Annotated in this window: 25 protein-coding genes; 9 read left to right on the top strand and 16 right to left on the bottom strand. The window is 70.7% G+C overall.

The genetic code is table 11. The features are described 5' to 3' along the window. Positions 1 to 8: 8 nt before the first annotated feature. From OG435_RS16195 to OG435_RS16175, 5 genes are all read right to left on the bottom strand, one after another. A complete protein-coding gene (locus OG435_RS16195) occupies positions 9 to 674 on the bottom strand; it encodes an SAM-dependent methyltransferase (protein ID WP_266877557.1) in 666 nt (221 codons plus the stop codon). A 107-nt stretch (positions 675 to 781) separates the two neighbouring features. Beyond that, positions 782 to 1444 carry an SMI1/KNR4 family protein gene (locus tag OG435_RS16190; RefSeq protein ID WP_266877556.1) on the bottom strand — a complete coding sequence of 221 codons (663 nt, stop codon included), beginning with the start codon at positions 1442 to 1444 and terminating at the stop codon, positions 782 to 784. Then, positions 1441 to 2262: a GNAT family N-acetyltransferase gene (locus OG435_RS16185; protein WP_266877555.1), complete on the bottom strand. Its 822-nt coding sequence runs from the start codon at positions 2260 to 2262 to the stop codon at positions 1441 to 1443. The genes OG435_RS16190 and OG435_RS16185 overlap by 4 nt, the downstream gene beginning before the upstream one ends. Before the next feature lie 27 nt (positions 2263 to 2289). Next, complete coding sequence (locus OG435_RS16180; RefSeq protein ID WP_266877554.1) at positions 2290 to 2559, bottom strand: protealysin inhibitor emfourin; 270 nt, start codon at positions 2557 to 2559, stop codon at positions 2290 to 2292. 24 nt (positions 2560 to 2583) lie between these two features. Beyond that, entirely contained in the window at positions 2584 to 3639 is a 1056-nt protein-coding gene (locus tag OG435_RS16175; RefSeq protein ID WP_266877553.1) for a M4 family metallopeptidase, read from the bottom strand. A 570-nt stretch (positions 3640 to 4209) separates the two neighbouring features. Here OG435_RS16175 and leuA point away from each other — a divergent pair. Continuing rightward, positions 4210 to 5973: a 2-isopropylmalate synthase gene (leuA, locus tag OG435_RS16170; RefSeq protein WP_266877552.1), complete on the top strand. Its 1764-nt coding sequence runs from the start codon at positions 4210 to 4212 to the stop codon at positions 5971 to 5973. Positions 5974 to 6042: 69 nt separating this feature from the next. Here the strand turns inward: leuA and OG435_RS16165 are convergent, their stop codons facing one another. Continuing rightward, positions 6043 to 6801, bottom strand: coding sequence for an SDR family NAD(P)-dependent oxidoreductase (locus OG435_RS16165; protein WP_266877551.1), 759 nt, complete (start codon positions 6799 to 6801; stop codon positions 6043 to 6045). Between the two features lie 208 nt (positions 6802 to 7009). Here OG435_RS16165 and OG435_RS16160 point away from each other — a divergent pair, with 208 nt between their 5' ends. The 6 genes from OG435_RS16160 (at position 7010) to OG435_RS16140 (ending at position 12100) form a co-directional block, all read left to right on the top strand. After that, entirely contained in the window at positions 7010 to 7705 is a 696-nt protein-coding gene (locus tag OG435_RS16160; protein WP_266877550.1) for a TerB family tellurite resistance protein, read from the top strand. A 633-nt stretch (positions 7706 to 8338) separates the two neighbouring features. Then, positions 8339 to 8893 carry a solute carrier family 23 protein gene (locus tag OG435_RS50120; RefSeq protein ID WP_323187835.1) on the top strand — a complete coding sequence of 185 codons (555 nt, stop codon included), beginning with the start codon at positions 8339 to 8341 and terminating at the stop codon, positions 8891 to 8893. Next, positions 8778 to 9839 (top strand): nucleobase:cation symporter-2 family protein, encoded by a 1062-nt coding sequence (locus OG435_RS16155; RefSeq protein ID WP_323187834.1) that lies wholly within the window; start codon positions 8778 to 8780, stop codon positions 9837 to 9839. Before OG435_RS50120 ends, OG435_RS16155 begins: the two co-directional genes overlap by 116 nt. A 133-nt stretch (positions 9840 to 9972) precedes the next feature. Beyond that, positions 9973 to 10719 (top strand): DNA repair protein RecO, encoded by a 747-nt coding sequence (gene recO / locus OG435_RS16150; RefSeq protein WP_266877549.1) that lies wholly within the window; start codon positions 9973 to 9975, stop codon positions 10717 to 10719. Between the two features lie 11 nt (positions 10720 to 10730). Then, positions 10731 to 11552, top strand: a complete 822-nt coding sequence (locus tag OG435_RS16145; protein WP_266877548.1) for an isoprenyl transferase — start codon at positions 10731 to 10733, stop codon at positions 11550 to 11552. Between the two features lie 23 nt (positions 11553 to 11575). Beyond that, positions 11576 to 12100 (top strand): YcxB family protein, encoded by a 525-nt coding sequence (locus tag OG435_RS16140; protein ID WP_266877547.1) that lies wholly within the window; start codon positions 11576 to 11578, stop codon positions 12098 to 12100. Here the strand turns inward: OG435_RS16140 and OG435_RS16135 are convergent. From OG435_RS16135 to OG435_RS16120, 4 genes are read right to left on the bottom strand one after another with little or no spacing between them, the layout of a single operon-like run. After that, the gene (locus OG435_RS16135; RefSeq protein ID WP_323187833.1) at positions 12097 to 12528 is read right to left on the bottom strand and encodes a Fur family transcriptional regulator; all 432 of its coding nucleotides are present in this window, start codon (positions 12526 to 12528) and stop codon (positions 12097 to 12099) included. The two genes, OG435_RS16140 and OG435_RS16135, sit on opposite strands and share 4 nt — an antisense overlap. A gap of 59 nt (positions 12529 to 12587) precedes the next feature. After that, a complete protein-coding gene (locus OG435_RS16130; RefSeq protein WP_266877546.1) occupies positions 12588 to 13454 on the bottom strand; it encodes a metal ABC transporter permease in 867 nt (288 codons plus the stop codon). Then, positions 13454 to 14245, bottom strand: coding sequence for a metal ABC transporter ATP-binding protein (locus OG435_RS16125; protein WP_266877545.1), 792 nt, complete (start codon positions 14243 to 14245; stop codon positions 13454 to 13456). Before OG435_RS16125 ends, OG435_RS16130 begins: the two co-directional genes overlap by 1 nt. A gap of 35 nt (positions 14246 to 14280) precedes the next feature. Next, complete coding sequence (locus OG435_RS16120) at positions 14281 to 15279, bottom strand: metal ABC transporter substrate-binding protein (protein ID WP_266877544.1); 999 nt, start codon at positions 15277 to 15279, stop codon at positions 14281 to 14283. A gap of 156 nt (positions 15280 to 15435) precedes the next feature. Here OG435_RS16120 and OG435_RS16115 point away from each other — a divergent pair, with 156 nt between their 5' ends. Beyond that, the gene (locus OG435_RS16115; protein ID WP_266877543.1) at positions 15436 to 16818 is read left to right on the top strand and encodes a glycine--tRNA ligase; all 1383 of its coding nucleotides are present in this window, start codon (positions 15436 to 15438) and stop codon (positions 16816 to 16818) included. Positions 16819 to 16887: 69 nt separating this feature from the next. Here the strand turns inward: OG435_RS16115 and OG435_RS16110 are convergent, their stop codons facing one another. From OG435_RS16110 to OG435_RS16085, 6 genes are all read right to left on the bottom strand, one after another. After that, on the bottom strand, positions 16888 to 17616 hold the full coding sequence (locus OG435_RS16110; RefSeq protein ID WP_266877542.1) for a VC0807 family protein: 729 nt from the start codon (positions 17614 to 17616) through the stop codon (positions 16888 to 16890). A 124-nt stretch (positions 17617 to 17740) separates the two neighbouring features. Then, positions 17741 to 18334, bottom strand: a complete 594-nt coding sequence (locus OG435_RS16105) for a TetR family transcriptional regulator (RefSeq protein ID WP_266877541.1) — start codon at positions 18332 to 18334, stop codon at positions 17741 to 17743. Positions 18335 to 18355: 21 nt separating this feature from the next. Then, positions 18356 to 19399 (bottom strand): aldo/keto reductase, encoded by a 1044-nt coding sequence (locus tag OG435_RS16100; RefSeq protein WP_266877540.1) that lies wholly within the window; start codon positions 19397 to 19399, stop codon positions 18356 to 18358. Positions 19400 to 19505: 106 nt separating this feature from the next. Further along, positions 19506 to 19934 (bottom strand): MarR family winged helix-turn-helix transcriptional regulator, encoded by a 429-nt coding sequence (locus OG435_RS16095; RefSeq protein WP_266877539.1) that lies wholly within the window; start codon positions 19932 to 19934, stop codon positions 19506 to 19508. Continuing rightward, complete coding sequence (locus OG435_RS16090; protein ID WP_266877538.1) at positions 19934 to 20350, bottom strand: polyketide cyclase; 417 nt, start codon at positions 20348 to 20350, stop codon at positions 19934 to 19936. The genes OG435_RS16095 and OG435_RS16090 overlap by 1 nt, the downstream gene beginning before the upstream one ends. 111 nt (positions 20351 to 20461) lie before the next feature. After that, positions 20462 to 20806: a DoxX family protein gene (locus tag OG435_RS16085; RefSeq protein ID WP_266877537.1), complete on the bottom strand. Its 345-nt coding sequence runs from the start codon at positions 20804 to 20806 to the stop codon at positions 20462 to 20464. 90 nt (positions 20807 to 20896) lie between these two features. Here OG435_RS16085 and OG435_RS16080 point away from each other — a divergent pair, with 90 nt between their 5' ends. Further along, entirely contained in the window at positions 20897 to 21352 is a 456-nt protein-coding gene (locus OG435_RS16080; RefSeq protein ID WP_266877536.1) for a MarR family winged helix-turn-helix transcriptional regulator, read from the top strand. The last annotated feature ends 49 nt before the right edge of the window (positions 21353 to 21401 follow it).

Here is a 21401-nt window from a genome sequence, read left to right as displayed (position 1 = left end):
GCAGGCTTCTACGGAAGCCGGCGCACCTTCACCGCATTGTCCGTACGGGTCCCGGGCCGGCCGTCAGGCTGGTTCTGGGCCCGTACGTGTTCCTCCGCCAGCAGGACCTCCCAGGCACCGGCCTCCAGTTCCAGCTGGGCGAGGACATCGTCCGGGGTCGGGAAGTCCACCTCCGGGCGGTCCTCCTGCCAGGACGCCCAGCCCGCGTGCCCGACGACGAGCAGGATCCCGCCGGGGGCCACGGCCGCGGCGGCCCGGCGCAGGATCCGGTCGCGCGGGAACTCCCCGAAGGTGTGCAGGAAGCACGCGGAGACCAGGTCGTACGCGCCCGCCGGGAAGGACTCCGCGAGGTCGTGCCGCTCCCAGGCGGTGCGGTCCGCGACCCCGGCCTCGGCGGCGTGGACCGCGGCCCGCTCCAGGGCGACCCCGGAGATATCCGTCCCCGTCACGTGCCACCCCTGCCGCGCGAGCCACACGGCGTCGCCGCCCTCTCCACAGCCCAGGTCCAGGGCCCTGCCGGGAGTGAGCTGGGCGGCCTCCCGGGCCAGTACGGCGTTGGCGTCGCCGCTCCAGATCCTGTGGCTCTCGCGGTAGCGGGAGTCCCAGAACTCCTCGCCCGCGAAGTCGGTCTCGGGGGAGGGGGCGTGGGGGGTCTGGTCGTGCGCGTGCGCCATTTCGGTCTCTTTCCGGTCGATACGGGTACGGGTGCCCGCGCCTCCGATGCTCCGCCCCGACCTCCGCCCCGGCCAAGCGACCTTGCCGTTCCCGCAAAACAACAGCCTCAGAATTGCGCGGGACGCCCCCAGTCCGGGGGCAGCAGGTCAGAGAGGTCGCCCAGGCCGCGCTCCCGCCACTGCCCGAAGGTCAGCGGCGCCCCGCCGCCCGGGTGGTCCAGGGACAGCGGCACGATCAGCCCGCAGGTGGCCCGGCCGTCCCACCACACGGTGCCGGCCAGCGGCCCCGTCAGCGCGAGCAGCGTGGCGAAGCCGCAGCCGTTGTCCCGCAGCACCACGGCGCCGGCCGTCTTGCGGTCCTCGAACTCGTCGCCCTCGGTCTCGTTCCAGGCCTGCCGGGCCGCCCGGCAGGCGGCCTCGTCGGGGAAGTCCTCCTCGCGCGGCCACCGCTCCCACAGCGCCGCATCCGCCTCGACGTAGGAATCGGGGTGCGGGAAGGGCAGGGGCAGCAGATCGCGCCGCGTGTCCTGGTTCCCCGCCCACCACCAGCCGTCCGGGCCCCGCTCCAGCCGGTGCAGCGGGCCGCCCGCGCTCACGTCGAGGAGGTACGAGCGGTACGCGGACGGGAAGCGGACGCCGAGCTCCGTCTCCGCCCGGTCCACCTCGGCCCCGGTCAGCGGCGGGTGGTCCGGCGGCGGGGGAGCGGCGGACCTTCCCGGGGCCGGGCCCCGCGGCCGCGTGAGGCCGCGGACCAGCAGCCGGCGGATCACAGCGGCCGGTCCGCGATCAGGGCCGTGCCCGCGGAGCGGAAGCCGAGGCGGGCGTAGAGGCGGGCCACGTCCTCGTCGCCCGCCGAGAGGAAGACCGTGCGGGCTCCGCGGTCCAGGGCGTCGGCGACCAGGGCGGCCGTCACCGCGAGGGCCAGGCCCTGGCGGCGGGCCGAGGGGAGGGTGCCGACACCGACCACCTCGGCGACGTCGCCGACCGGGATGTACTGGCCGGAGCACAGGACCGCGCCGTCGCGCACGGCCGCCGCCAGGGCGGTGCGGCCCGACTCGATCATCCCGGCGACCCGGATCCGGCGGCCCTCCGAGGCCGGGTCCCGCTCCGCGATCGCCAGTTCAGCCGGGCCCGCCTCGCCCACGGCCGTGCCGGGAGCGGCGAAGGCCAGCATCGGCACCGTCACGGCCGGGCGTAGCAGCGGGTCGGCCGCGCCGAGTACGCGTACGTCCGGATGCGCGGGGAGCCGTACCGCCGCGGGGTCGAGCACCATCAGCGGATGCGCGTGCACGGTCAGCCCGGCCGCCTCCGCGGCGGCCCGTAGGGAGGGGGTGGTTTCGGCCACCCACTCGAAGGCCTCGGGTACCTTCAGCTCCCGCTGCCGGGCCAGCACCCGCTCCATGTCGGCCACCGAGACGCCCTCGGCGCGGGCGCCGCCGAGGGCGGGCCGCGCGTAGTAGGGCCAGCCCTCGCCCTCCTGGACGAACAGGGTCAGCGGGCCGAAGTCCTCGGCCCGCGCCCCGCCGGCCCGGGGGGCCGCGTCGTAGTAGCGCTCAAGCTCGGGCAGGTGGTCGGAAGGGGTGATCATCCGGCCATCCAAGCAAGGACACCGCGATCAGGCACCTTCTTTCAGCACGCGCGAGATCAGCGAGCGCTGGGCCTCCGACAGGTTCGGCTCCTGGCAGAGCACCGTCCGCCCGTCCACCGTGATCCGGTACGAGAATCCGTCCCGGACTCGGTCCGCCGGATCCCCCGGCGGAACGGGCCGCAGGGCCAGCTGGGCCAGCGCCTGCCACTCGTCCGCGTCGGGCAGGCACGAGGTGTCCACCTCGCCCCGCCGCTCGATCCCCGCGAAGCCGCCCGTCCGCACCACCTGAATCCGCATGACCGCCCTTCTACCCGGCGTCCGCTAACCCAAGCCGACCGCCGACCACGCCTTCTGCAGCGCCTGGTGTTCCGCGCCGCCGTCGCCGTACCGGGTGACGGCCGCGGCGGTCGTCAGGGCGGCGAACCGGGCGAAGTCCGCCTTCGGGCCCAGCTCCCCGCCGGTCAGGGTGTCGTACCAGATCCGCCCGGCCCGCTCCCAGGCCTTGCCGCCGAGCTCGGTGGCCACGAGGTAGAAGGCGTGGTTGGGGATGCCGGAGTTGATGTGCACCCCGCCGTTGTCGCGGGAGGTGCGGACGTAGTCGTCCATCGTCGCGGGCTGCGGGTCCTTGCCGAGCTCGTCGTCCTCGTACGCCGTCCCGGGCGCCTTCATCGACCGCAGGGCGAATCCGCTGTCCACGGAGGGCCCGAGCAGCCCGGCACCGATCAGCCAGTCGGCGTCCCCGGCCGTCTGGTCCAGGGAGTACTGCTTGATGAGGGAGCCGAAGACATCGGACATGGACTCGTTGAGCGCGCCGGACTGGCCGTAGTACTCCAGATCGGCGGTGTGCTGGGTGACGCCGTGGGCCAGTTCGTGCCCGATGACGTCCACGGAGACGGTGAAGTCGAGGAAGAGGTCGCCGTCGCCGTCGCCGAACACCATCTGGCTGCCGTCCCAGAAGGCGTTGTTGTACAGCCGGTCGTAATGGACGCTGGCGTTCAGCGGCAGGCCGGCGTCGTCGATGGAGTGGCGGCCGAAGGCCTTGAAGAAGAGCTCGAAGGTGGCCCCGAGCCCGGCGTAGGCGCGGTTGACGCTGGCGTCCTGGCCGGCGTCCTCACCCTCGCCGCGCACCTTCGTCCCGGGCAGCCGGGTCCGGTGCTGGGCGTCGTAGATGGTCCGCTCGGGGTTCTCGGACGGTGTTTCCCCGGCGGGCGGGAGCACCGCCATCAGCCGCCGCACCCGGTGGGAGGCGTCCAGCTCGAGGGTCCGCCGGGCGGCGGCGGCCCGGGCGGGGTCCTCGGACCGGGCGATCTTGTCCAGGAGGTGCGGCGGCACCACGGTGCAGAAGACGGGGTGGCGGGGGGCGAAGAAGGCATCCATGCCCGGCAATGTGGCAGCGGGTCACCTCGATGTCACTAGGTGCAACCATGATTCATTCGGTCGTGTCACATGCCCGTCGCGGGGCGACGGGCTTGCGTTACGGCACATCGCTGGGTGTGGTGCGGTCACCGCGAGCGCCCACGCCTCTGCGGGCGTGGGCAGTGGCTTGACCTTCACCACCGGCCTCACGGTGGCGGAGGCAGTGGCCCGCACTTCCCATCGCTCGCATTCCGTGTGCGCATCGTCGCAATCAGTGATCATGTGATCGTATGTACGAATGTGATGCTCATTGGGGGATCGGACCGACCCTGCCGCACCGAAAGAGGCTTAGCTCACAAAGGGTGCAAAACGGACCTGCGGGTCTTGCATACTGAAACAGGTCCCGCATTACGGGGCGGCTCGGTTAGGCTCGGCCCATCATGCGTTTCGGGCTGCTTCTCCTTAGCTGCCGCGGCGAGGGCCTGTAGTCGTAGGCCGACCCCCTCCCCGCGGAGTTTGGTGTTGCGGTTTTGCGACCGTCCGTCGGCCGTCCCAGCGAACTACACGCGGACACGCGAGGAGCCCTACGTCATGAGCCAGCACACTTTTGTCGGTCGCCCCACGCCCATCACGAACGCGACCCACACCCAGAAGCCCTCCGGGATGCCCATCCACAAGTACGGCTCGTACGAGCAGGTGGACATCCCCGACCGCACCTGGCCCGAGGCCCGCGTCACCAAGGCGCCCCGCTGGCTGTCCACGGACCTGCGCGACGGCAACCAGTCGCTGATCGACCCGATGACCCCCGCCCGCAAGCGCGAGATGTTCGACCTGCTGGTGCGCATGGGCTACAAGGAGATCGAGGTCGGCTTCCCGTCCTCCGGTGAGACCGACTTCAACTTCGTGCGCTCCATCATCGAAGAGGGCGCGATCCCGGACGACGTGACCATCTCCGTACTGACCCAGGCCCGCGAGGACCTGATCGAGCGGACCGTGGAGTCGCTGGTCGGCGCCAAGCGCGCCACCGTGCACCTGTACAACGCGACCGCGCCCACCTTCCGCCGGGTCGTCTTCCGCGGCTCGAAGGAGCAGATCAAGCAGATCGCCGTCGACGGCACCCGCCTGGTCATGGAGTACGCGGACAAGCTGCTGGGCGACGACACCGTCTTCGGCTACCAGTACAGCCCGGAGATCTTCACGGACACCGAGCTGGACTTCGCCCTGGAGGTCTGCGAGGCCGTCTGTGACGTGTGGCAGCCGTCCGAGGGCCGCGAGATCATCCTGAACCTGCCCGCCACCGTGGAGCGCTCGACGCCCTCCACCCACGCGGACCGCTTCGAGTGGATGGCCCGCAACCTGACCCGCCGCGAGCACATCTGCATCTCCGTGCACCCGCACAACGACCGCGGCACCGCCGTGGCGGCCGCCGAGCTGGCCCTGATGGCCGGCGCCGACCGCATCGAGGGCTGCCTGTTCGGGCAGGGCGAGCGCACCGGCAACGTCGACCTGATCACGCTGGGCATGAACCTGTTCTCGCAGGGCATCGACCCGCAGATCGACTTCTCGCAGATCGACGAGATCCGTCGCACCAGCGAGTACTGCAACCAGATGGAAGTCCACCCGCGCCACCCCTATGCGGGCGACCTCGTCTACACCGCCTTCTCCGGCTCCCACCAGGACGCCATCAAGAAGGGCTTCGACGCCATGGAGGCCGACGCGGCCGCCAAGGGCGTCACCGTCGACGACATCGAGTGGGCGGTCCCGTACCTGCCCATCGACCCGAAGGACGTCGGCCGCTCCTACGAGGCGGTCATCCGGGTCAACTCGCAGTCCGGCAAGGGCGGCATCGCGTACGTCCTGAAGAACGACCACAAGCTGGACCTGCCGCGCCGCATGCAGATCGAGTTCTCGCGGATCATCCAGGCCAAGACCGACTCCGAGGGCGGCGAGGTCACCCCGACCGCGATCTGGAACGTCTTCCAGGACGAGTACCTGCCCAACCCCGAGAACCCGTGGGGACGCGTCCAGCTGCGCTCCGGCCAGACCACCACCGACAAGGACGGCACCGACACGCTGACCGTCGAGGCGGTCGTGGACGGCGCGGAGACCGTGCTGGACGGCACCGGCAACGGTCCCATCTCGGCCTTCTTCGACGCCCTGGCCGGCATCGGCATCGACGCCCGCCTGCTGGACTACACCGAGCACACGATGAGCGAGGGCGCCTCCGCCGTCGCCGCCTCGTACATCGAGTGCGCGATCGACGGCCGCGTCCTGTGGGGCATCGGCATCGACGCGAACACCACCCGCGCCTCCCTGAAGGCGGTCATCTCCGCCGTCAACCGCGCGGGCCGCTGAACCGTAGGTACGTGACGGAACCCCGCTCCTCCCTTCCGGAGGGGCGGGGTTCCGCCGTTTCCGGGGGCCTCAGCGCGCCAGGTAGCCGCCGTCCACCGGCAGGATGGCGCCCGTCACGAACGAGGCCGCGTCCGACGTCAGGAAGGCGATGGCGCGGGCCACCTCCTCCGGTTCGCCGAGCCGGCCCATCGGGTGAGCCGCGGCGATCTCCTCCAGGTACTCGGGCCCGCCCGGCTCGTCCGTCAGCGCCAGCACCCGCTCCGTACGGATGGTCCCGGGTGCCACGGCGTTGACCCGGATCCCCCGCGCCGCCCACTCCACCGCGAGGTGCTTGGTCAGCCCCGAGGCCACGAACTTCGCCGGCCCGTAAGCGGCCTGGCGCGCCTGCCCGGCCACCCCCGAGATCGAGGACACGCAGACCAGCGCCCCGCCGGGCCGCGGCTGCAGGAGCATCGCCTCGATGGCGTACTTGCAGGTCAGGAACATGCCCCGGCCGTCGATGGCCATGACGCGGTCCCAGTCCTCGGGGCTGGTCTCCCGTACATCCGAAAGAGGGAGCACTCCGGCGTTCGCGACGGCGACGTCGAGCCGTCCGTACGCGCCGGTCGCGGCCTCCACCATCGCGCGGTTGGACCGTGGATCGGACACGTCACCGGTCACCACGGTGACCTCGTGGCCCTCGCCGGCCAGCTGGGCGCGCAAGGCGTCCAGGCCGGGGCCGTTGACGTCGGACGCGGTCACCCGGGCGCCGGAGCGGGCCAGCAGCAGGGCCGTCGCCCGGCCGATGCCGCTCGCGGCTCCGGTCACCAGACAAGACTTCTCGTTCATGCGGCCGAGGGTAGGGAAGCCGGGGGCGGCCGTGGGCCAAGGGCGCGCAGGTGGGGCCGGGTGCGGGGCCGGATGGGGGCAGGGGCGCAGATCGGCCAAGTATGGGGGACGGGCGATGTTGTCTTGTCACACGACTGACGCATCCTCACCGATGTGGCTAACATCACGCCAACCCGGCGATGTTGCCGGAAGGTTACGGAGGTGCGACGTGCTGCCAGTTCGGGGTGGGGACGGCCGGAAGCTGACGGTCTGGGGTATCCGCACCACCTGGAGCACCGTGGGGGACGGGGAGTTCTTCTGCCCCGACTGCGGTGGCGACCGCAACTACCGCCGGCGCACGGGGCGCCGCCGGTTCACCGTCCTCGGGGTGCCGGTGCTGCCCCGCGGGCAGGCGGGTCCCGTCGTCGAGTGCCAGGGCTGCCGCGAGCGCTTCGGCACCGAGGTCCTGGACCACCTCACCACCACCCGCTTCTCCGCGCTGCTGCGCGACGCCGTGCACACCGTGACCCTGGCCGTGCTGGCCGCCGGCGGAACGGCCTCGCGCAGCGCGCTGGAGGCCGCCGTGGGCGCCGTACGGTCCGCCGGGTTCCAGGACTGCTCCGAGGAGCAGTTGGAGTCCCTGGTCGAGGGGCTGGCCGCCGAGGAGGGCAGGCTCGGGCTCTACGACGGCCCCGACTGCTACGGCGCCGCGCTCTCGATCGAGCTGCACGAGGCCCTGGAGCCGCTGGCCCCGCACCTGGCCGGCCCGGGCCGCGAATCGATCCTGCTGCAGGGCGCGCGCGTGGCCCTGGCCGACGGCCCGTACATCCCCGCGGAGCGCGAGGTGCTGGCGACCGTGGGCGCGGCGCTGCGGATCGACGCGGACGAGGTCGCACGGCTGCTGTCGGCGGTCCGGGCGCCGTAGAGGGCCCCGTACGGGTCGCAGCAGAGCCCCTACGGGTACCCGTAGGGGCTCTGCTGCGCCGCCACGGCAACCGCGCCGGTGGTTTCGGACGCGGCCGCGTCTCAAGGTGTGGTCGAAAGCGGCACATTCTGAGGTAACGATCGGGCCTCACGGCCCGATGGGGGAGATCCTTCCGCGTGCCGTGAACCGCGGAGGCGTGTCATCAGTACGGGGTGTTTCCACCAGGTGGACGGCCGGAGCGGGGCCTTCTTCTTTGCGTGGCCGAACGGGCTGCGGAGGACTGACCCGCAGGTCAACTGGAGCGGCCTTCGCGTTCGCGCAGCGGGAAGCGGTGATTCCGTAAAGCGTTGGCCATAGTCGACGCCGGGGGTCTCCACCACTGGAGAAACCTCCAGATCGAGCGCGCCCCCGCGTCAACATTTTGTAGAAGTCGACGATATCTGTGAGCGGCCCCACAGGCGTTCAATTCCGGTCACACGAGGAGACGCCGCCGGTAACACCGCGGAGCTTCGATTCACGTGGACGCAACGACGACCCTGCCGGATCAACGGGCTAACGACCCACTTCGGCCAGGGACGAGCAGCTCCTTCAGCTTCCTCTCAGTTACCTACCTCATTGAAGGGCAAGGCAGAGATGGCACGTGTCGCCGCACCGCTTTCCGCCACCGGAAAGCAGAGCACGCACCCGGTCGACGAGGTGCTCCCCCTCCCCAAGCTCGCGCTGTACGGCTTCCAGCACGTACTCGCGTTCTACGCCGGTGCGGTGATCGTTCCGATCATCGTCGGTGGCGCCCTCGGGCTCTCCACCGAGCAGCTGGTCTACCTGATCAATGCCGACCTCTTCACCTGCGGTATCGCCTCGATCATCCAGGCATGGGGCATCGGCAGGGTCGGCGCACGGCTGCCCCTGATCCAGGGCGTCACCTTCACCGCGGTGTCCCCGATGATCGCCATCGGTCTCGGAGCGGGCGGCGGGACGGCGGGCCTGCTCGTCATCTACGGCGCGGTCATCACGGCCGGCATCGCCACCTTCGCCTTCGCCTGGCTGCCCCCCCAAGGCCTTCCGCACGATCATGCGGCTCTTCCCGCCGGTCGTCACCGGCACGGTGATCACCGTCCTCGGCATCGTGCTGATCCCGGTCGGCCTGAACGACGCCGCGGGCGGCCTCGGCAGCCCCGACTTCGGTGATCCGAAGCACTTCGCCTACGCCGGCGGCACGATGCTCTTCATCCTGATCCTGATGAAGCTCGGCAAGCCGTTCCTCAACAGCATCTCGATCCTGCTCGGCCTGGTCGGCGGCACCGCCGTCGCCTTCCTGCTCGGCGACGCCAAGTTCGGCAACGTCGGCAACTCCGACTGGATCGGCATCACCACGCCGTTCTACTACGGTGCGCCGAAGTTCGAGTGGTTCCCGATCGTGCTGATGCTCATCGTCATGCTGATCACCATGGTCGAGACCACCGGTGACACCTACGCCGTCGGTGACATCGTCGGCAAGGACATCGACAGCGAGACCGTGGCCCGCGCCCTGCGTGCCGACGGTGCCGCGACCGCCCTCGGCGGTGTCCTGAACTCCTTCCCGTACGTGGCCTTCGCCGAGAACGTCGGCCTGGTCCGCATGACGAAGGTCAAGAGCCGCTTCGTCGTGGTCGCCGCGGGCGTCTTCATGATCGTGCTCGGCATGATCCCCAAGGCCGCCGCGATCGTCGCCGCCGTTCCGCACGGAGTGCTCGGCGGCGCCGCGACCGTGATGTTCGCGATGGTGGCCCTGGCGGGCATCCAGACCCTCGCCAAGGTCGACCTCAAGGAGGAGAAGAACGCGCTCGTCGTGGGCGTCTCCCTGGCCTTCGCGCTGCTCCCCGCCACCGTCCCGGTCCTCTTCAAGGACCACATGGACGCGGACCTCTCCTCGCTCCTCAACAGCGGTGTGACGCTCGGTGCCACGGCCGCGATCGTCCTGAACCTGATCTTCAACGGTCTGGGCAAGGACGGTGCGCACGACGCCCCGCCGGCCGACCCCCTGCTGGCCGCCGCCCCCGCGTCCGACGCTCCGGCGGCGGACGGCGACGAGCCGACGGCAGCCATCCCGGCCCAGTCGGGCGAGGGCGAGCCCGCCCCGGCACCGACCGCCTGATCCTCCCAAGGGGTGTCCCCCGCCGGGCCTCGTGCCCGGCGGGGATCGCTGCTGTCAGGGGGGCGCGGCTGTCCGGGGGCCGCTCCCATCCGGGGAGGCCGTCCTGTCGGTGGCGTACGGGACAATGGAGTCCATGAGTCTGTTCCGCGACGACGGCATCGTGCTGCGCACCCAGAAGCTGGGTGAGGCGGACCGCATCATCACGCTCCTGACCCGGGGCCACGGCCGGGTCCGGGCCGTCGCCCGCGGCGTGCGGCGCACCAAGTCCAAGTTCGGCGCCGGGCTGGAACCTTTCTCCCACGCCGACGTGCAGTTCTTCTCGCGCAGCGGGGAACTGATCGGCCGCAGTCTGCCGCTCTGCACGCAGACCCAGATCATCGCCCCGTACGGCAACGGCATCGTCACCGACTACGCCCGCTACACCGCCGGCACCGCGATGCTGGAGACCGCCGAGCGGTTCACCGACCACGAGGGCGAGCCCGCCGTACAGCAGTACCTGCTGCTCGTCGGCGCCCTGCGCACCCTCTCGCGCGGCGAACACGCCCCCCACCTCATCCTCGACGCCTTCCTGCTGCGCTCCCTCGCCGTCAACGGCTACGCGCCCAGCTTCGACGACTGCGCGAAGTGCGGGATCCACGGCCCCAACCGGCACTTCTCCGTCGCCGCGGGCGGAGTCATATGCGGCGACTGCCGCGTCCCCGGCAGCGTCGTACCCTCGTCGGAGGCCATCGCCCTGCTCAGCGCGCTGCTGACGGGTGACTGGGGGCATGCCGACGCGTGCGAGGCGCGTCACGTGCGGGAGGGCAGCGGGCTGGTCTCGGCCTACTTGCACTGGCATCTGGAGCGCGGGCTACGCTCGCTTCGGTACGTCGAGAAATAGGAGCTGGGCACATGGCACGACGCGGGATTCTGGGGCGCTCTCGCCGCGAGTACAAGGTTCCCGAGCCGCACCCCTCCGGTGAGCGTCCGCCGAAGATCCCCGGCGAGCTCGTCCCGAACCACGTCGCGATCGTCATGGACGGCAACGGCCGCTGGGCCAAGGAGCGCGGGCTGCCGCGCACCGAGGGCCACAAGGTGGGCGAGGGCGTCGTACTCGACGTGCTCAAGGGCTGCCTGGAGATGGGCGTCAAGAACCTCTCCCTGTACGCCTTCTCGACGGAGAACTGGAAGCGCTCGCCCGACGAGGTGCGCTTCCTCATGAACTTCAACCGCGACGTCATCCGGCGCCGCCGCGACGAGATGAACGAGCTGGGCATCCGCATCCGCTGGGTCGGCCGCATGCCGAAGATGTGGAAGTCGGTCGTCCAGGAGCTCCAGGTCGCACAGGAGCAGACCGTCGACAACGACGCGATGACCCTCTACTTCTGCGTCAACTACGGCGGCCGCGCCGAGATCGCGGACGCGGCGCAGGCGATCGCGCGCGACGTGGCGGCGGGGAAGCTGGACCCGTCGAAAGTCAACGAGAAGACCTTCGCGAAGTACATCTACTACCCGGACATGCCGGACGTGGACCTCTTCCTGCGCCCGAGCGGCGAGCAGCGCACCTCCAACTACCTGATCTGGCAGAGCGCGTACGCCGAGATGGTGTTCCAGGACACCCTGTGGCCCGACTTCGACCGCCGCGACCTGTGGGCGGCCTGCTACGAGTACGCCCAGCGCGACCGCCGCTTCGGCGGCGCCGTCCCGAACCAGGGCGAGGGATCCGCCGGCTGAGCCTGCCGCTAGGCTCCGCCGTCATGGACACGACCGACCAGGCGGTGGAGCTGTACTACTCCGCAGCCCGCCGCGATGTACGGGAAGTGCTGCGCTGGCGCGCCGTCAGGGCGCCCGGGGGGCGCGTGCAACTGCTGGTGTGGCTGGTACTGGTCCCCTTGGCGCCGCTCACGCTGATCGTGGTCCAGCACGGTCGGGGGACGGACCCGGCCGGCCTGGCCTTCGCCGCCGGGGTGGGGGTGGTCCTGGGCGCAGCCTGCCTCTGCCTGGACCTGTGGCGGCTGGCCCGCCGGATGTACCGCTGGGCCTCGAAGCACCCCGAGTACCGGTGCGTGATCGCCGAGCGGGAGGTGCGCAACCACCGGCCCGACGGGACGGCGGCCGTGTACGCGTGGGCCCGGTACACCGGCTGGACCGAGACCCGGAACCTGTTCGTCTTCGTCCACGGCAACGGGGACCTGGCCTGGCTGCCGAAGCGGGCAGCCCTGGTGCCGGCCGATCTCGACCGGCTGCGGGCGATCCTGGGCCGGAACCTGCGCAGGCTCTAGGCGCCCGCCGCCGCGCAGTCCGCGCAGGTGCCGAAGATCTCCACCGTGTGGGCGACGTTCACGAAGCCGTGCTCGGCGGCGATGCTCTCCGCCCACTTCTCCACCGCCGGGCCCTCCACCTCGACGGCCTTGCCGCACTTGCGGCAGACCAGGTGGTGGTGGTGGTCCCCGGTGGAGCAGCGCCGGTAGACGGACTCGCCGTCACTGGTGCGCAGCACGTCGACCTCGCCGGCGTCCGCGAGGGACTGCAGGGTGCGGTAGACGGTGGTCAGGCCCACGGAATCGCCACGGTGCTTGAGCATGTCGTGGAGTTCCTGGGCGCTGCGGAACTCGTCCACCTCGTCCAGCGCCGCCGCGACGGCGGCCCGCTGTCGGGTGGATCGTCCTCGTACTGGCGCGGTGTTCATCTCGCCAGGCGCAGTCGCCACCGGTTCCTCCTCGTCTCGGGTGCGGCCCATTGTGCCAGGCGGCCGACTGCCCGAACCCTTCACACCTTTACGTCGTCCCGCGTACAGACTTCCTCGGCGGCGCGGGCGGCCCTGGCCCGGCGCCGGGCCAGGGGGGTGGACACCGCCGACATGACGATGAACACGGCGATGGCGAGCAGCACGATGGCACCCCCGGAGGGCGCGTTGACGTAGTAGGTCGCGGCCGTTCCGGAGAGCGAGACCAGGACGCCGATCAGCATGGCCAGGCCGAGGGTGGCGGTGAAGCCCCGGGTGACGCGCTGGGCGGCGGCGACGGGGATCACCATCATCGCGCTGACCAGCAGCAGGCCGACGATGCGCATCGCGACGGTCACGGTGACGGCGGCCGTGACCGCCATCAGCAGGTTCAGGAAGCGCACCGGCAGGCCGGTGACCCGGGCGAACTCCTCGTCCTGGCAGACCGCGAACAGCTGGCGGCGCAGGCCGACGGTGACCGCGATGACGAACACGGCGAGGACCGTGGCGGTGATGGTGTCCTCGGCCGAGACGGTCGTGATGGACCCGAACAGGTAGCTGGTCAGGTTGGCCGTGGAGCCGCCCGGAGCCAGATTGATGATCATGACGCCGCCGGCCATGCCGCCGTAGAAGAGCATGGCGAGCGCGATGTCCCCGCTGGTCTTGCCGCGGGAGCGGATCAGCTCCATGCCGACCGCGCCGATGACGGCGACCAGGGTGGCCATCCAGACCGGGCTGGTGTTGAGCAGGAAGCCGAGTGCGACACCGGTCATGGCCACGTGCCCGATGCCGTCGCCCATGATGGCCTGCCGGCGCTGCACCAGGTACGTGCCGATCGCGGGGGCCGTGATGCCGACGAGGGCGGCGGCGATCAGGGCCCGCTGCATGAAGGCGTAGTCGAGGAGGTCCATCAGCTCAGCAGTCCCGTCCGGAGGGGCTCGGCGTCGTGCGCGGAGTGCGGGTGTACGTGGTCGTGGCCGGGCAGCGCGTGCTGGCCCAGGGCCTCCGGGGGCGGGCCGTCGTGCGTGACGCAGCCGTCGCGCAGGACGACGGCGCGGTCGATGAGCGGCTCCAGCGGGCCCAGCTCGTGCAGGACCAGCAGCACCGTGGTGCCGGCGGCGACCTGGGTGCGCAGGGCGTTCGCCAGGACCTCCTGGTTGGCCAGGTCCACACCGGCCATCGGCTCGTCCATGATCAGCAGTTCCGGTTCGCCGGCGAGCGCGCGGGCGATGAGCACCCGCTGGTGCTGGCCGCCGGAGAGGGCGTTCACGGAGGCGTCGGCGTGGGAGCCCATGTCGACCAGGTCCAGCGCGCGGTCCACGGCGTCCCTGTCGGCCTTGCGCAGGAACCCGAAGCGGGTCCGGGCGAGCCGGCCGGCGGAGACGACCTCGCGGACGGTGGCGGGGACACCGCTGGCGGCGGTGGTGCGTTGGGGCACGTAGCCGATGCGCGACCAGTCGCGGAACCGCTTGAAGTCGGTGCCGAAGAGGGACAGGGCGCCGTCGCTCAGCGGGACCTGGCCGACCACGGCGCGGACGGCCGTGGACTTGCCGGAGCCGTTGGCGCCGAGCAGGGCGACGACCTCACCGCTGCGCACGGTGAGGTCGATGCCGCGCAGCACGGGGCGCGAGCCGAGCGAGGCCGCGGCCCCGCGCAGGGATATGACGGGCTGGTCCAGGGCCTGTGTGGGCGTGGACTCCATGGCTCGCGCCTCCGATGCCGCTACTGCTGTCGCCATTACTTGCTGCCGAGTGCCTTCTGGAGGTTCTTCAGGTTGGCCCGCATGACCTCGAAGTAGTCAGCGCCCTGGGACTTGTCGGAGATTCCCTCCAGGGGATCCAGGACGTCGGTCTTCAGGCCGGTGTCCTTGGCGAGGGTCTTGGCGGTCTTGTCGCTGGCCAGGGTCTCGAAGAACACCGTCGAGACATTGTCCTGCTTCGCGAGGGTCTGGAGCTCCTTCATCCGGGCCGGGCTGGGCTCGGACTCGGGGTCGACGCCGGAGATGCCCTCCTGGTCGAGGCCGTAGCGCTCGGCGAGGTAGCCGAAGGCGGAGTGGGTGGTGATGAAGGTCTTGGAGGCCGTGTTCTTCAGGCCGTCCTTGAACTCGGTGTCGAGGGTGCCCAGTTTGGCGACGAGGTCGTCGGTGTTCTTCTTGTAGTCCGCCGCGTGGTCGGGGTCGGACTTCGTGAGGGCCGCGCCGACGCCCTTGGCGATCTCCGCGTACTTGACCGGGTCGAGCCACACGTGCGGGTCCTCGCCGGCTTCGCCGTGGTTGTGGCCGTCGCCTTCGGCGTGCTCACCGGCGTGCTCGTCGCCCTCGGTGTGCTCGTGACCCGCCTCGCCGTGCTCGGAGGCGCCGTGCACCTCCAGCTTGGTGAGGGTGGCGGCGTCGATGACGTTCTTCACGCCGGACTGGGCGACGGCCTTGTCGACGGCGGGCTGCAGCGTCTTGAGGTAGAGGACGACATCGGCCTCGCCGAGCTGCGCGGTCTGCTTCGGGGTGATCTCCAGGTCGTGCGGCTCGACCCCGGGCTTGGTGAGGGTCTCCACCTTCACGTGGTCCTTGCCGATCTGCTCGGCGAGGAACTGCATCGGATAGAACGACGCCATCACGTCGAGCTTGCCGTCCTTGGATCCGGCGGCTCCGGCCGTACCCGAGCAGGCGGTGAGGGCCGTGGCGGCGAGGGCAACGGCTCCGGCGAGGGCGGCGGTGGGTATGAGGCGTCGTACGTTCATGACATCCATTTTCATCAAAGATGGAAACGATTGTCAAAAACCCTGGTGGGAGGGGTACGGAGAGCCCGTGGAGGGGGGTCCCGATTTGAAAGGGGGGGTGCGGGCGCCGGTAACCTTGAGGCTTCGCCGTTCGTCCTCGTAAATGAAGAGAGCACCGTGGCCGCCGACAAGATCGAAACCATCGTCAGCCTGAGCAAGCGCCGTGGCTTCGTTTTCCCGTGCAGTGACATCTACGGCGGCTCTCGGGCTGCCTGGGATTACGGTCCGCTCGGTGTCGAGCTCAAGGAGAACATCAAGCGCCAGTGGTGGAAGGCGATGGTCACCGGGCGTGAGGACATCGTCGGCCTCGACTCCTCCGTGATCCTGGCTCCCGAGGTCTGGGTGGCCTCCGGTCACGTCGGCACCTTCTCGGACCCGCTGACCGAGTGCACCTCCTGTCACAAGCGCCACCGCGCCGACCACCTGGAAGAGGCGTACGAGGCCAAGCACGGCCGCGTGCCCGCCAACGGTCTCGCCGACATCAACTGCCCCAACTGCGGCGTGAAGGGCCAGTTCACCGAGCCCAAGCAGTTCTCCGGCATGCTGGAGACCCACCTCGGCCCGACCCAGGACACCGGCTCCAAGGCGTACCTGCGCCCCGAGACCGCCCAGGGCATCTTCACCAACTTCGCCCACGTGATGACCACCTCGCGCAAGAAGCCCCCCTTCGGCATCGCGCAGATGGGCAAGTCCTTCCGCAACGAGATCACCCCCGGCAACTTCATCTTCCGCACCCGCGAGTTCGAGCAGATGGAGATGGAGTTCTTCGTCAAGCCGGGCGAGGACGAGCAGTGGCAGGAGTACTGGATGCAGGAGCGGTGGAACTGGTACCGCGACCTCGGCATCCGCGAGGAGAACATCCGCTGGTACGACCACCCGAAGGAGAAGCTGTCCCACTACTCGAAGCGCACCGCCGACATCGAGTACCGCTTCAACTTCGGTGGCAATGAGTTCTCCGAGCTCGAAGGCGTGGCCAACCGCACCGACTTCGACCTCAAGGCCCACTCGGCGGCCTCCGGCTCGGAGCTCGTGTACTTCGACCAGGAGACCAAGGAGAAGTACACCCCGTACGTCATCGAGCCGGCCGCCGGCGTCAACCGCGCCATGCTCGCCTTCATGCTCGACGCGTTCAACGAGGACGAGGCCCCGAACGCCAAGGGCGTCATGGAGAAGCGCACCGTGATGCGCTTCGACCCGCGCCTGGCTCCGGTCAAGGTCGCCGTCCTGCCGCTGTCCCGCAACGCGCAGCTGTCGCCGAAGGCCAAGGGCCTCGCCGCCGACCTGCGCAAGCACTGGAACATCGAGTTCGACGACGCGGGCGCCATCGGCCGCCGCTACCGCCGTCAGGACGAGATCGGCACGCCGTTCTGCGTCACCGTCGACTTCGACACCCTCGACGACAACGCGGTGACCGTGCGCGAGCGCGACACCATGAAGCAGGAGCGCGTCTCCCTGGACCAGATCCAGAGCTACCTCGGCAGCCGCCTGCTCGGCTGCTAGGTTCCGCCGCGGATGCGGCAGTGGCCCGGTGCGCGATGCGCACCGGGCCACTGCCGTCTTCCGGGCCGGTTACGCCGGTGCGGGACTGCCGGCATCGGAGGCTGCCGCCGCCGCGGCGGCAGCGGCCCTGGCCTGGCCCTCGACCTGGCTCCGCTTCGAGAAGCGGATGGTCCAGAAGATCAGCGAGATCAGGAAGCCGTAGATCAGGAGGGGGCTGACCCAGACCATCGTGTCGACGCTCAGCGCGTACGCCAGCACCACCCGCAGTGCGGCCTCCACCAGGTACGCGACGCCCCAGACGGTGGTCATCCGCCGCATCGCCTTGCGGAAGTCGGGGTACTGCCAGAGCCCGTTGAAGTACGCGACGCCCTCCTTGGTCCCGTCGGTCCCGAATTTGCGGCCGAAGTAGAACATCAGCGGCCGGGGAGTGAACAGGGTGGCGACGCAGAGCGCGCCGAACAGACCCGTCACCCCCGAGTCCTTGATGAGCAGGGCGCGCGCCGAGTGCGTGCCGATCAGCGCGACGAGAGCGGTGATCACCAGGAAGACCAGGGTGACCACGGCGAACTCGTCGACCTTGCGGCGCCAGGCGAGGTGGACGGCGGAGTCGACCACCGGCCAGACGCCGCTGACCAGGAGCGCGGCGAACTCGCTCCAGCCCCGGTCGGTCAGCATGTTGTACGTGAGGATGGGCGCGACCACGTTGAACGCGATGGTCAGGATCCAGCCGATGGCGGCGGCCGATCCGGATCTGGCCGGCGGCCCGGACCGCGCTGCCGGTTCTTGCTGAGTGGACAAGGTTCCCCCTGGAACAGACCTGATGGTGTGCGGTAAGGGGGAACGTAGGAACAGGGGAGCCGCACGGCAAGGGCTCGCCGCCCCAAATGATGATCAAGCTGTCCGGACTAGCCGCTTCCGGGCGTCAGGCGCGCAGGCCCCGGACGACCAGGGCGGTGACCGCCTCGAACTCGGCGGTGATGGTCGGCTCCAGCCAGTCCGCCGCGTACTGCGGATCGTGGAAGCGGCCGGTGGCGTCGAACACCGCGCGCGCCGCGGCCGGTACGTCGGGCGCGCTGAGGGAGCCCGCCGCGACCCCCTCGCCGATGATCCGGGACAGCTGCCCGATCAGCTCGGTGATGTGGTGCTCCACCACGCCGCTGCTCTCGCCGAGCAGCACGATGTACGTCGCGAACAGCTCCGGGTCGTCGCCCGCCTTGTGGCGCTTGGCCTCGAACAGGGCCTCCAGCCACGACTCCAGCTTGGAAGGGGCCGGCTCGGCCGGCGCCGAGGCGATCTCCTCCAGCATGACCACGCTCTTGGCGAGCCAGCGGTCCGTGACGGCCTCGCGCAGTGCGGCCTTCGACGGGAAGTGCCGGTACACGCTGCCGTGGCTGACGCCCAGGGCCCGCGCCACGTCCACCACGGTCGCCTTGGTCGGGCCGAAGCGGCGCAGCACCTCCTCAGTGGTTTCGAGGATGCGCTCGGGGGTGAGGGGCTCGGCGGCTGCGGGTGGCATGAGTACGACCGTACAGCCGGATCAGTGCTCGCTGTCCAGGTGGGCCATCTGGGCAGCGGGGTACCGATCGCCCGCGGCCGCACCGGCCGGGACCGCGTCCTCGATGGCGGCGAGGTCGGCGGGGGTCAGGGAGACCTGAAGGGCGCCCAGTGCCTCGCCGAGCCGGTCCCGGCTGCGGGCGCCGACCAGCGGCACGATGTCCTCGCCCCGCGAGAGCACCCAGGCGATGGCGGTCTGGGCGACGCTGACGCCCTTCTCGTCGGCGACCTTGCGCAGGGCGTCGACCAGGTCGAGGTTCCGGTCGAGGTTGTCGCCCTGGAAGCGCGGGCTCATCCCGCGGAAGTCGCCCGGAGCCAGTGCGCGGTCGCGGGTGAAGTGGCCGCTGATCAGGCCGCGGGACAGCACGCCGTACGCCGTGATGCCGATGCCGAGCTCGCGGGCGGTCGGCAGGATCTCCTCCTCGATTCCGCGCGAGATCAGGGAGTACTCGATCTGGAGGTCGGCGATCGGAGCCACGGCCGCGGCCCGGCGCAGGGTGTCCGCGCCGACCTCGGAGAGTCCGATGTGCCGGACGTGCCCGGCCGTGACGGCCTCGGCGATCGCGCCGACGGTCTCCTCGATCGGCACGTCGGGGTCCACGCGGGCGATGCGGTAGACGTCGATGTGGTCCCGGCCGAGCCGCTGGAGCGAATAGGCCAGGAAGTTCTTGACGGCCTCCGGCCGCCCGTCGTACCCGGTGAAGCCGCCCTCGACCGTGCGCAGGGCGCCGAACTTCACGCTGGTCAGCGCCTTCTCGCGGGCCGCGGCGGGGGCGGTGCGCAGGGCTTCGTTGATGAGGAGCTCGTTGTGCCCCATGCCGTAGAAGTCGCCGGTGTCGAGCAGGGTCACCCCGGCGTCGAGGGCGGCGTGGATGGTGGCGAGGGACTCCGCCCGGTCGGCCTCGCCGTAGAGGGCGGACATTCCCATGCAGCCCAGCCCCAGGGGGAAGACGGTGGGGCCGGTGCTGCCGAGGGTGCGGGTGCCGGTCTGTGAGGTGCTCGCCGAGGTGCTCTGGTTCTTCGTCATGGAACGAGAATGGCATGACGGCTGACAGATTTCAATATCTGTCACTCGTTCGTGCGAGGAGGCCCCGCCCGCAAGGCGGACGGGGCTGGGTGGGGGAGGGGCGGCGTCAGGACTCGGGGTGGGCCAGGCGGCTCAGCAGGGTGACGGCGTCCCCGCGCGGGATCGGCCGGAAGAACTCCTCGTCCACTCCTTCGACGGCGGCGATGGCCCGCGGGGCCAGCTCGGCCCCGGCCGCCGTGACGCGCAGCCGCTTGGCGCGGGTGTCCGCCGGATCGACCTCGCGCGCGAGCAGCCCCTTCTGTTCCAGGGTGCGCACCACCTGGGAGGTCATCTTCACGTCGGTGCCCGCCTGGCGTGCGAGGGCCTGCTGGTTGGGGTGCTCGCCCTGCTCGTTGAGCCACCAGGCGCAGGCGAGGAGGACGAACTGCACGTGGGTCAGGCCCAGGGGGCCCAGCGCCGCGGCGATGCCCCGCTGCCAGCGCAGGGTGGCGTGCCAGAGCAGGAAACCGGGGCTCTCGCCGGGTGTCAGGGCCATCAGCCCCGGGCCGTCCGCACCAGTGCGGCCATGGTCTCGGGCCAGTCGGCCGTGACGGCCGGGCCGATCTGCGGGCCCGCTTCGGCCGCGCTCTCGCCGCTGATCTCCATCCGGTACACCACCCGGCTGAGCTCCGGGCCGAGCCGGTCGATCCGGTGGGTGGTCCGCAGGACCAGGCCGGCGAAGTGTGCCTCGTCGACGAACATCTCGCCCTCGGCGGCCTCGGCGACGAGCAGTTCCACCGGGTCCTGGCCGGCCGGGGTCATGGTGATCTCCGCGCCCGCCGCGAAGGCGCCCCGGAGCTCGATCTTCTCGATGTCGGCGTTCCAGGCGCCCCAGTTCTCGACATCGGCCCACAGGGCCCAGATCGCCTCGGGTGCGGCGGTGGTCTCGACGGCGTGCTCGTACTCCCACATGGGGGCCTCCAAGTAGATGCTCTCCGCGCAGACTATCTGCGCGGAGAGCAATCGTCCAGGAATCCGGGGCGGGAGTCGCGGCGGGCGACCGTCGGGCCACCACGCGCAGGATCAGGCCACCACGCGCAGGATCAGGGCGGCCGCCGCGACCAGGGCGAGAACGGCCGCGGGGGCGAAGGCGTAGTCCTTCGCGCGCAGGTGGAAGACGATCGCGCCGATGAAGTAGAGGACCACACCGACGGCGGCGGCTATGCCCAGCGGGGCCAGCCACAGGCCCGCGACCAGGCCGATCGCGCCGGCCGCCTTCAGGGCGGCGAGTCGGGGGAGCCAGGATTCGGGCACCCCGACCTTCGTCATGTTCTCCGTGATCGCGGGGCTGCGCTGAAACGTGAAGGTCGCGGACCCGGCGAGGGCGAGCGCGAGCAGTCCGGCGACGACGGCATAGGCGATGAACATGGTGGACTCCAACGATCGGCGATGTGGAATCATTGAATACCATCAACGATCGATGAAGCGCAATTATTTCTCGGTTGTTACGATGTGGACATGACGGCGCCTCAGGACCCCACGCACCCGCCGCAGCGGCTGGGCATGCTGCTGGCCTGGCACGGATCGGTCACCCAGACCCGCATGAAGCAGGCGCTCAGCGCCGCCGGACTCACCCCGCGCCACGCGATGGCCCTCACGCACCTGGAGGGCGGCCCCATCGGCCAGCGCGCACTGGCCGAGCGGCTGGAGGTGGACCCGAGCGTGCTCGTCGGGATCCTCAACGACCTGGAGGGCGACGGGCTCGTCGAGCGCCGCCGGGACCCGGCCGACCGCCGCCGCCACAACGTCGCCATCACCGACGCGGGCACCACGGCCCTCGCGAAGACGAACGCGGCCCTCGACGCGGTGGAGCTCGGACTCTTCGCCCGGCTCACGGACCGGGACCAGGAAGCGCTGCGCGGCCTCCTGGACCGGATCGACTCGCACAGCGACGACTTCAGCTGCGGCGAGTAGGGGCGCGGGCGGCCGGCACGCGGGCAGCCGCACGGCCGTCCCGCCCCCG

The sequence above is a fragment of the Streptomyces sp. NBC_01264 genome, assembly GCF_026340675.1.
Taxonomy (GTDB): Bacteria; Actinomycetota; Actinomycetes; order Streptomycetales; family Streptomycetaceae; genus Streptomyces.
This window is presented reverse-complemented; position numbering and strand designations above follow the sequence as displayed.

Excerpts from the sequence above, each read along its gene's own strand:
- recO (WP_266877549.1), top strand. The coding sequence starts at position 9,973 with ATGAGTCTGTTCCGCGACGACGGCATCGTGCTGCGCACCCAGAAGCTG.
- OG435_RS16080 (WP_266877536.1), top strand. The coding sequence starts at position 20,897 with ATGACGGCGCCTCAGGACCCCACGCACCCGCCGCAGCGGCTGGGCATG.
- OG435_RS16140 (WP_266877547.1), top strand. The coding sequence starts at position 11,576 with ATGGACACGACCGACCAGGCGGTGGAGCTGTACTACTCCGCAGCCCGC.
- OG435_RS16195 (WP_266877557.1), bottom strand. The coding sequence starts at position 674 with ATGGCGCACGCGCACGACCAGACCCCCCACGCCCCCTCCCCCGAGACC.
- OG435_RS16100 (WP_266877540.1), bottom strand. The coding sequence starts at position 19,399 with ATGACGAAGAACCAGAGCACCTCGGCGAGCACCTCACAGACCGGCACC.
- OG435_RS16175 (WP_266877553.1), bottom strand. The coding sequence starts at position 3,639 with ATGGATGCCTTCTTCGCCCCCCGCCACCCCGTCTTCTGCACCGTGGTG.
- OG435_RS16085 (WP_266877537.1), bottom strand. The coding sequence starts at position 20,806 with ATGTTCATCGCCTATGCCGTCGTCGCCGGACTGCTCGCGCTCGCCCTC.
- OG435_RS16120 (WP_266877544.1), bottom strand. The coding sequence starts at position 15,279 with ATGAACGTACGACGCCTCATACCCACCGCCGCCCTCGCCGGAGCCGTT.
- OG435_RS50120 (WP_323187835.1), top strand. The coding sequence starts at position 8,339 with ATGGCACGTGTCGCCGCACCGCTTTCCGCCACCGGAAAGCAGAGCACG.
- OG435_RS16130 (WP_266877546.1), bottom strand. The coding sequence starts at position 13,454 with ATGGACCTCCTCGACTACGCCTTCATGCAGCGGGCCCTGATCGCCGCC.
- OG435_RS16095 (WP_266877539.1), bottom strand. The coding sequence starts at position 19,934 with ATGGCCCTGACACCCGGCGAGAGCCCCGGTTTCCTGCTCTGGCACGCC.
- OG435_RS16090 (WP_266877538.1), bottom strand. The coding sequence starts at position 20,350 with ATGTGGGAGTACGAGCACGCCGTCGAGACCACCGCCGCACCCGAGGCG.
- OG435_RS16155 (WP_323187834.1), top strand. The coding sequence starts at position 8,778 with ATGCGGCTCTTCCCGCCGGTCGTCACCGGCACGGTGATCACCGTCCTC.
- leuA (WP_266877552.1), top strand. The coding sequence starts at position 4,210 with ATGAGCCAGCACACTTTTGTCGGTCGCCCCACGCCCATCACGAACGCG.
- OG435_RS16105 (WP_266877541.1), bottom strand. The coding sequence starts at position 18,334 with ATGCCACCCGCAGCCGCCGAGCCCCTCACCCCCGAGCGCATCCTCGAA.
- OG435_RS16165 (WP_266877551.1), bottom strand. The coding sequence starts at position 6,801 with ATGAACGAGAAGTCTTGTCTGGTGACCGGAGCCGCGAGCGGCATCGGC.
- OG435_RS16125 (WP_266877545.1), bottom strand. The coding sequence starts at position 14,245 with ATGGAGTCCACGCCCACACAGGCCCTGGACCAGCCCGTCATATCCCTG.
- OG435_RS16180 (WP_266877554.1), bottom strand. The coding sequence starts at position 2,559 with ATGCGGATTCAGGTGGTGCGGACGGGCGGCTTCGCGGGGATCGAGCGG.
- OG435_RS16145 (WP_266877548.1), top strand. The coding sequence starts at position 10,731 with ATGGCACGACGCGGGATTCTGGGGCGCTCTCGCCGCGAGTACAAGGTT.
- OG435_RS16185 (WP_266877555.1), bottom strand. The coding sequence starts at position 2,262 with ATGATCACCCCTTCCGACCACCTGCCCGAGCTTGAGCGCTACTACGAC.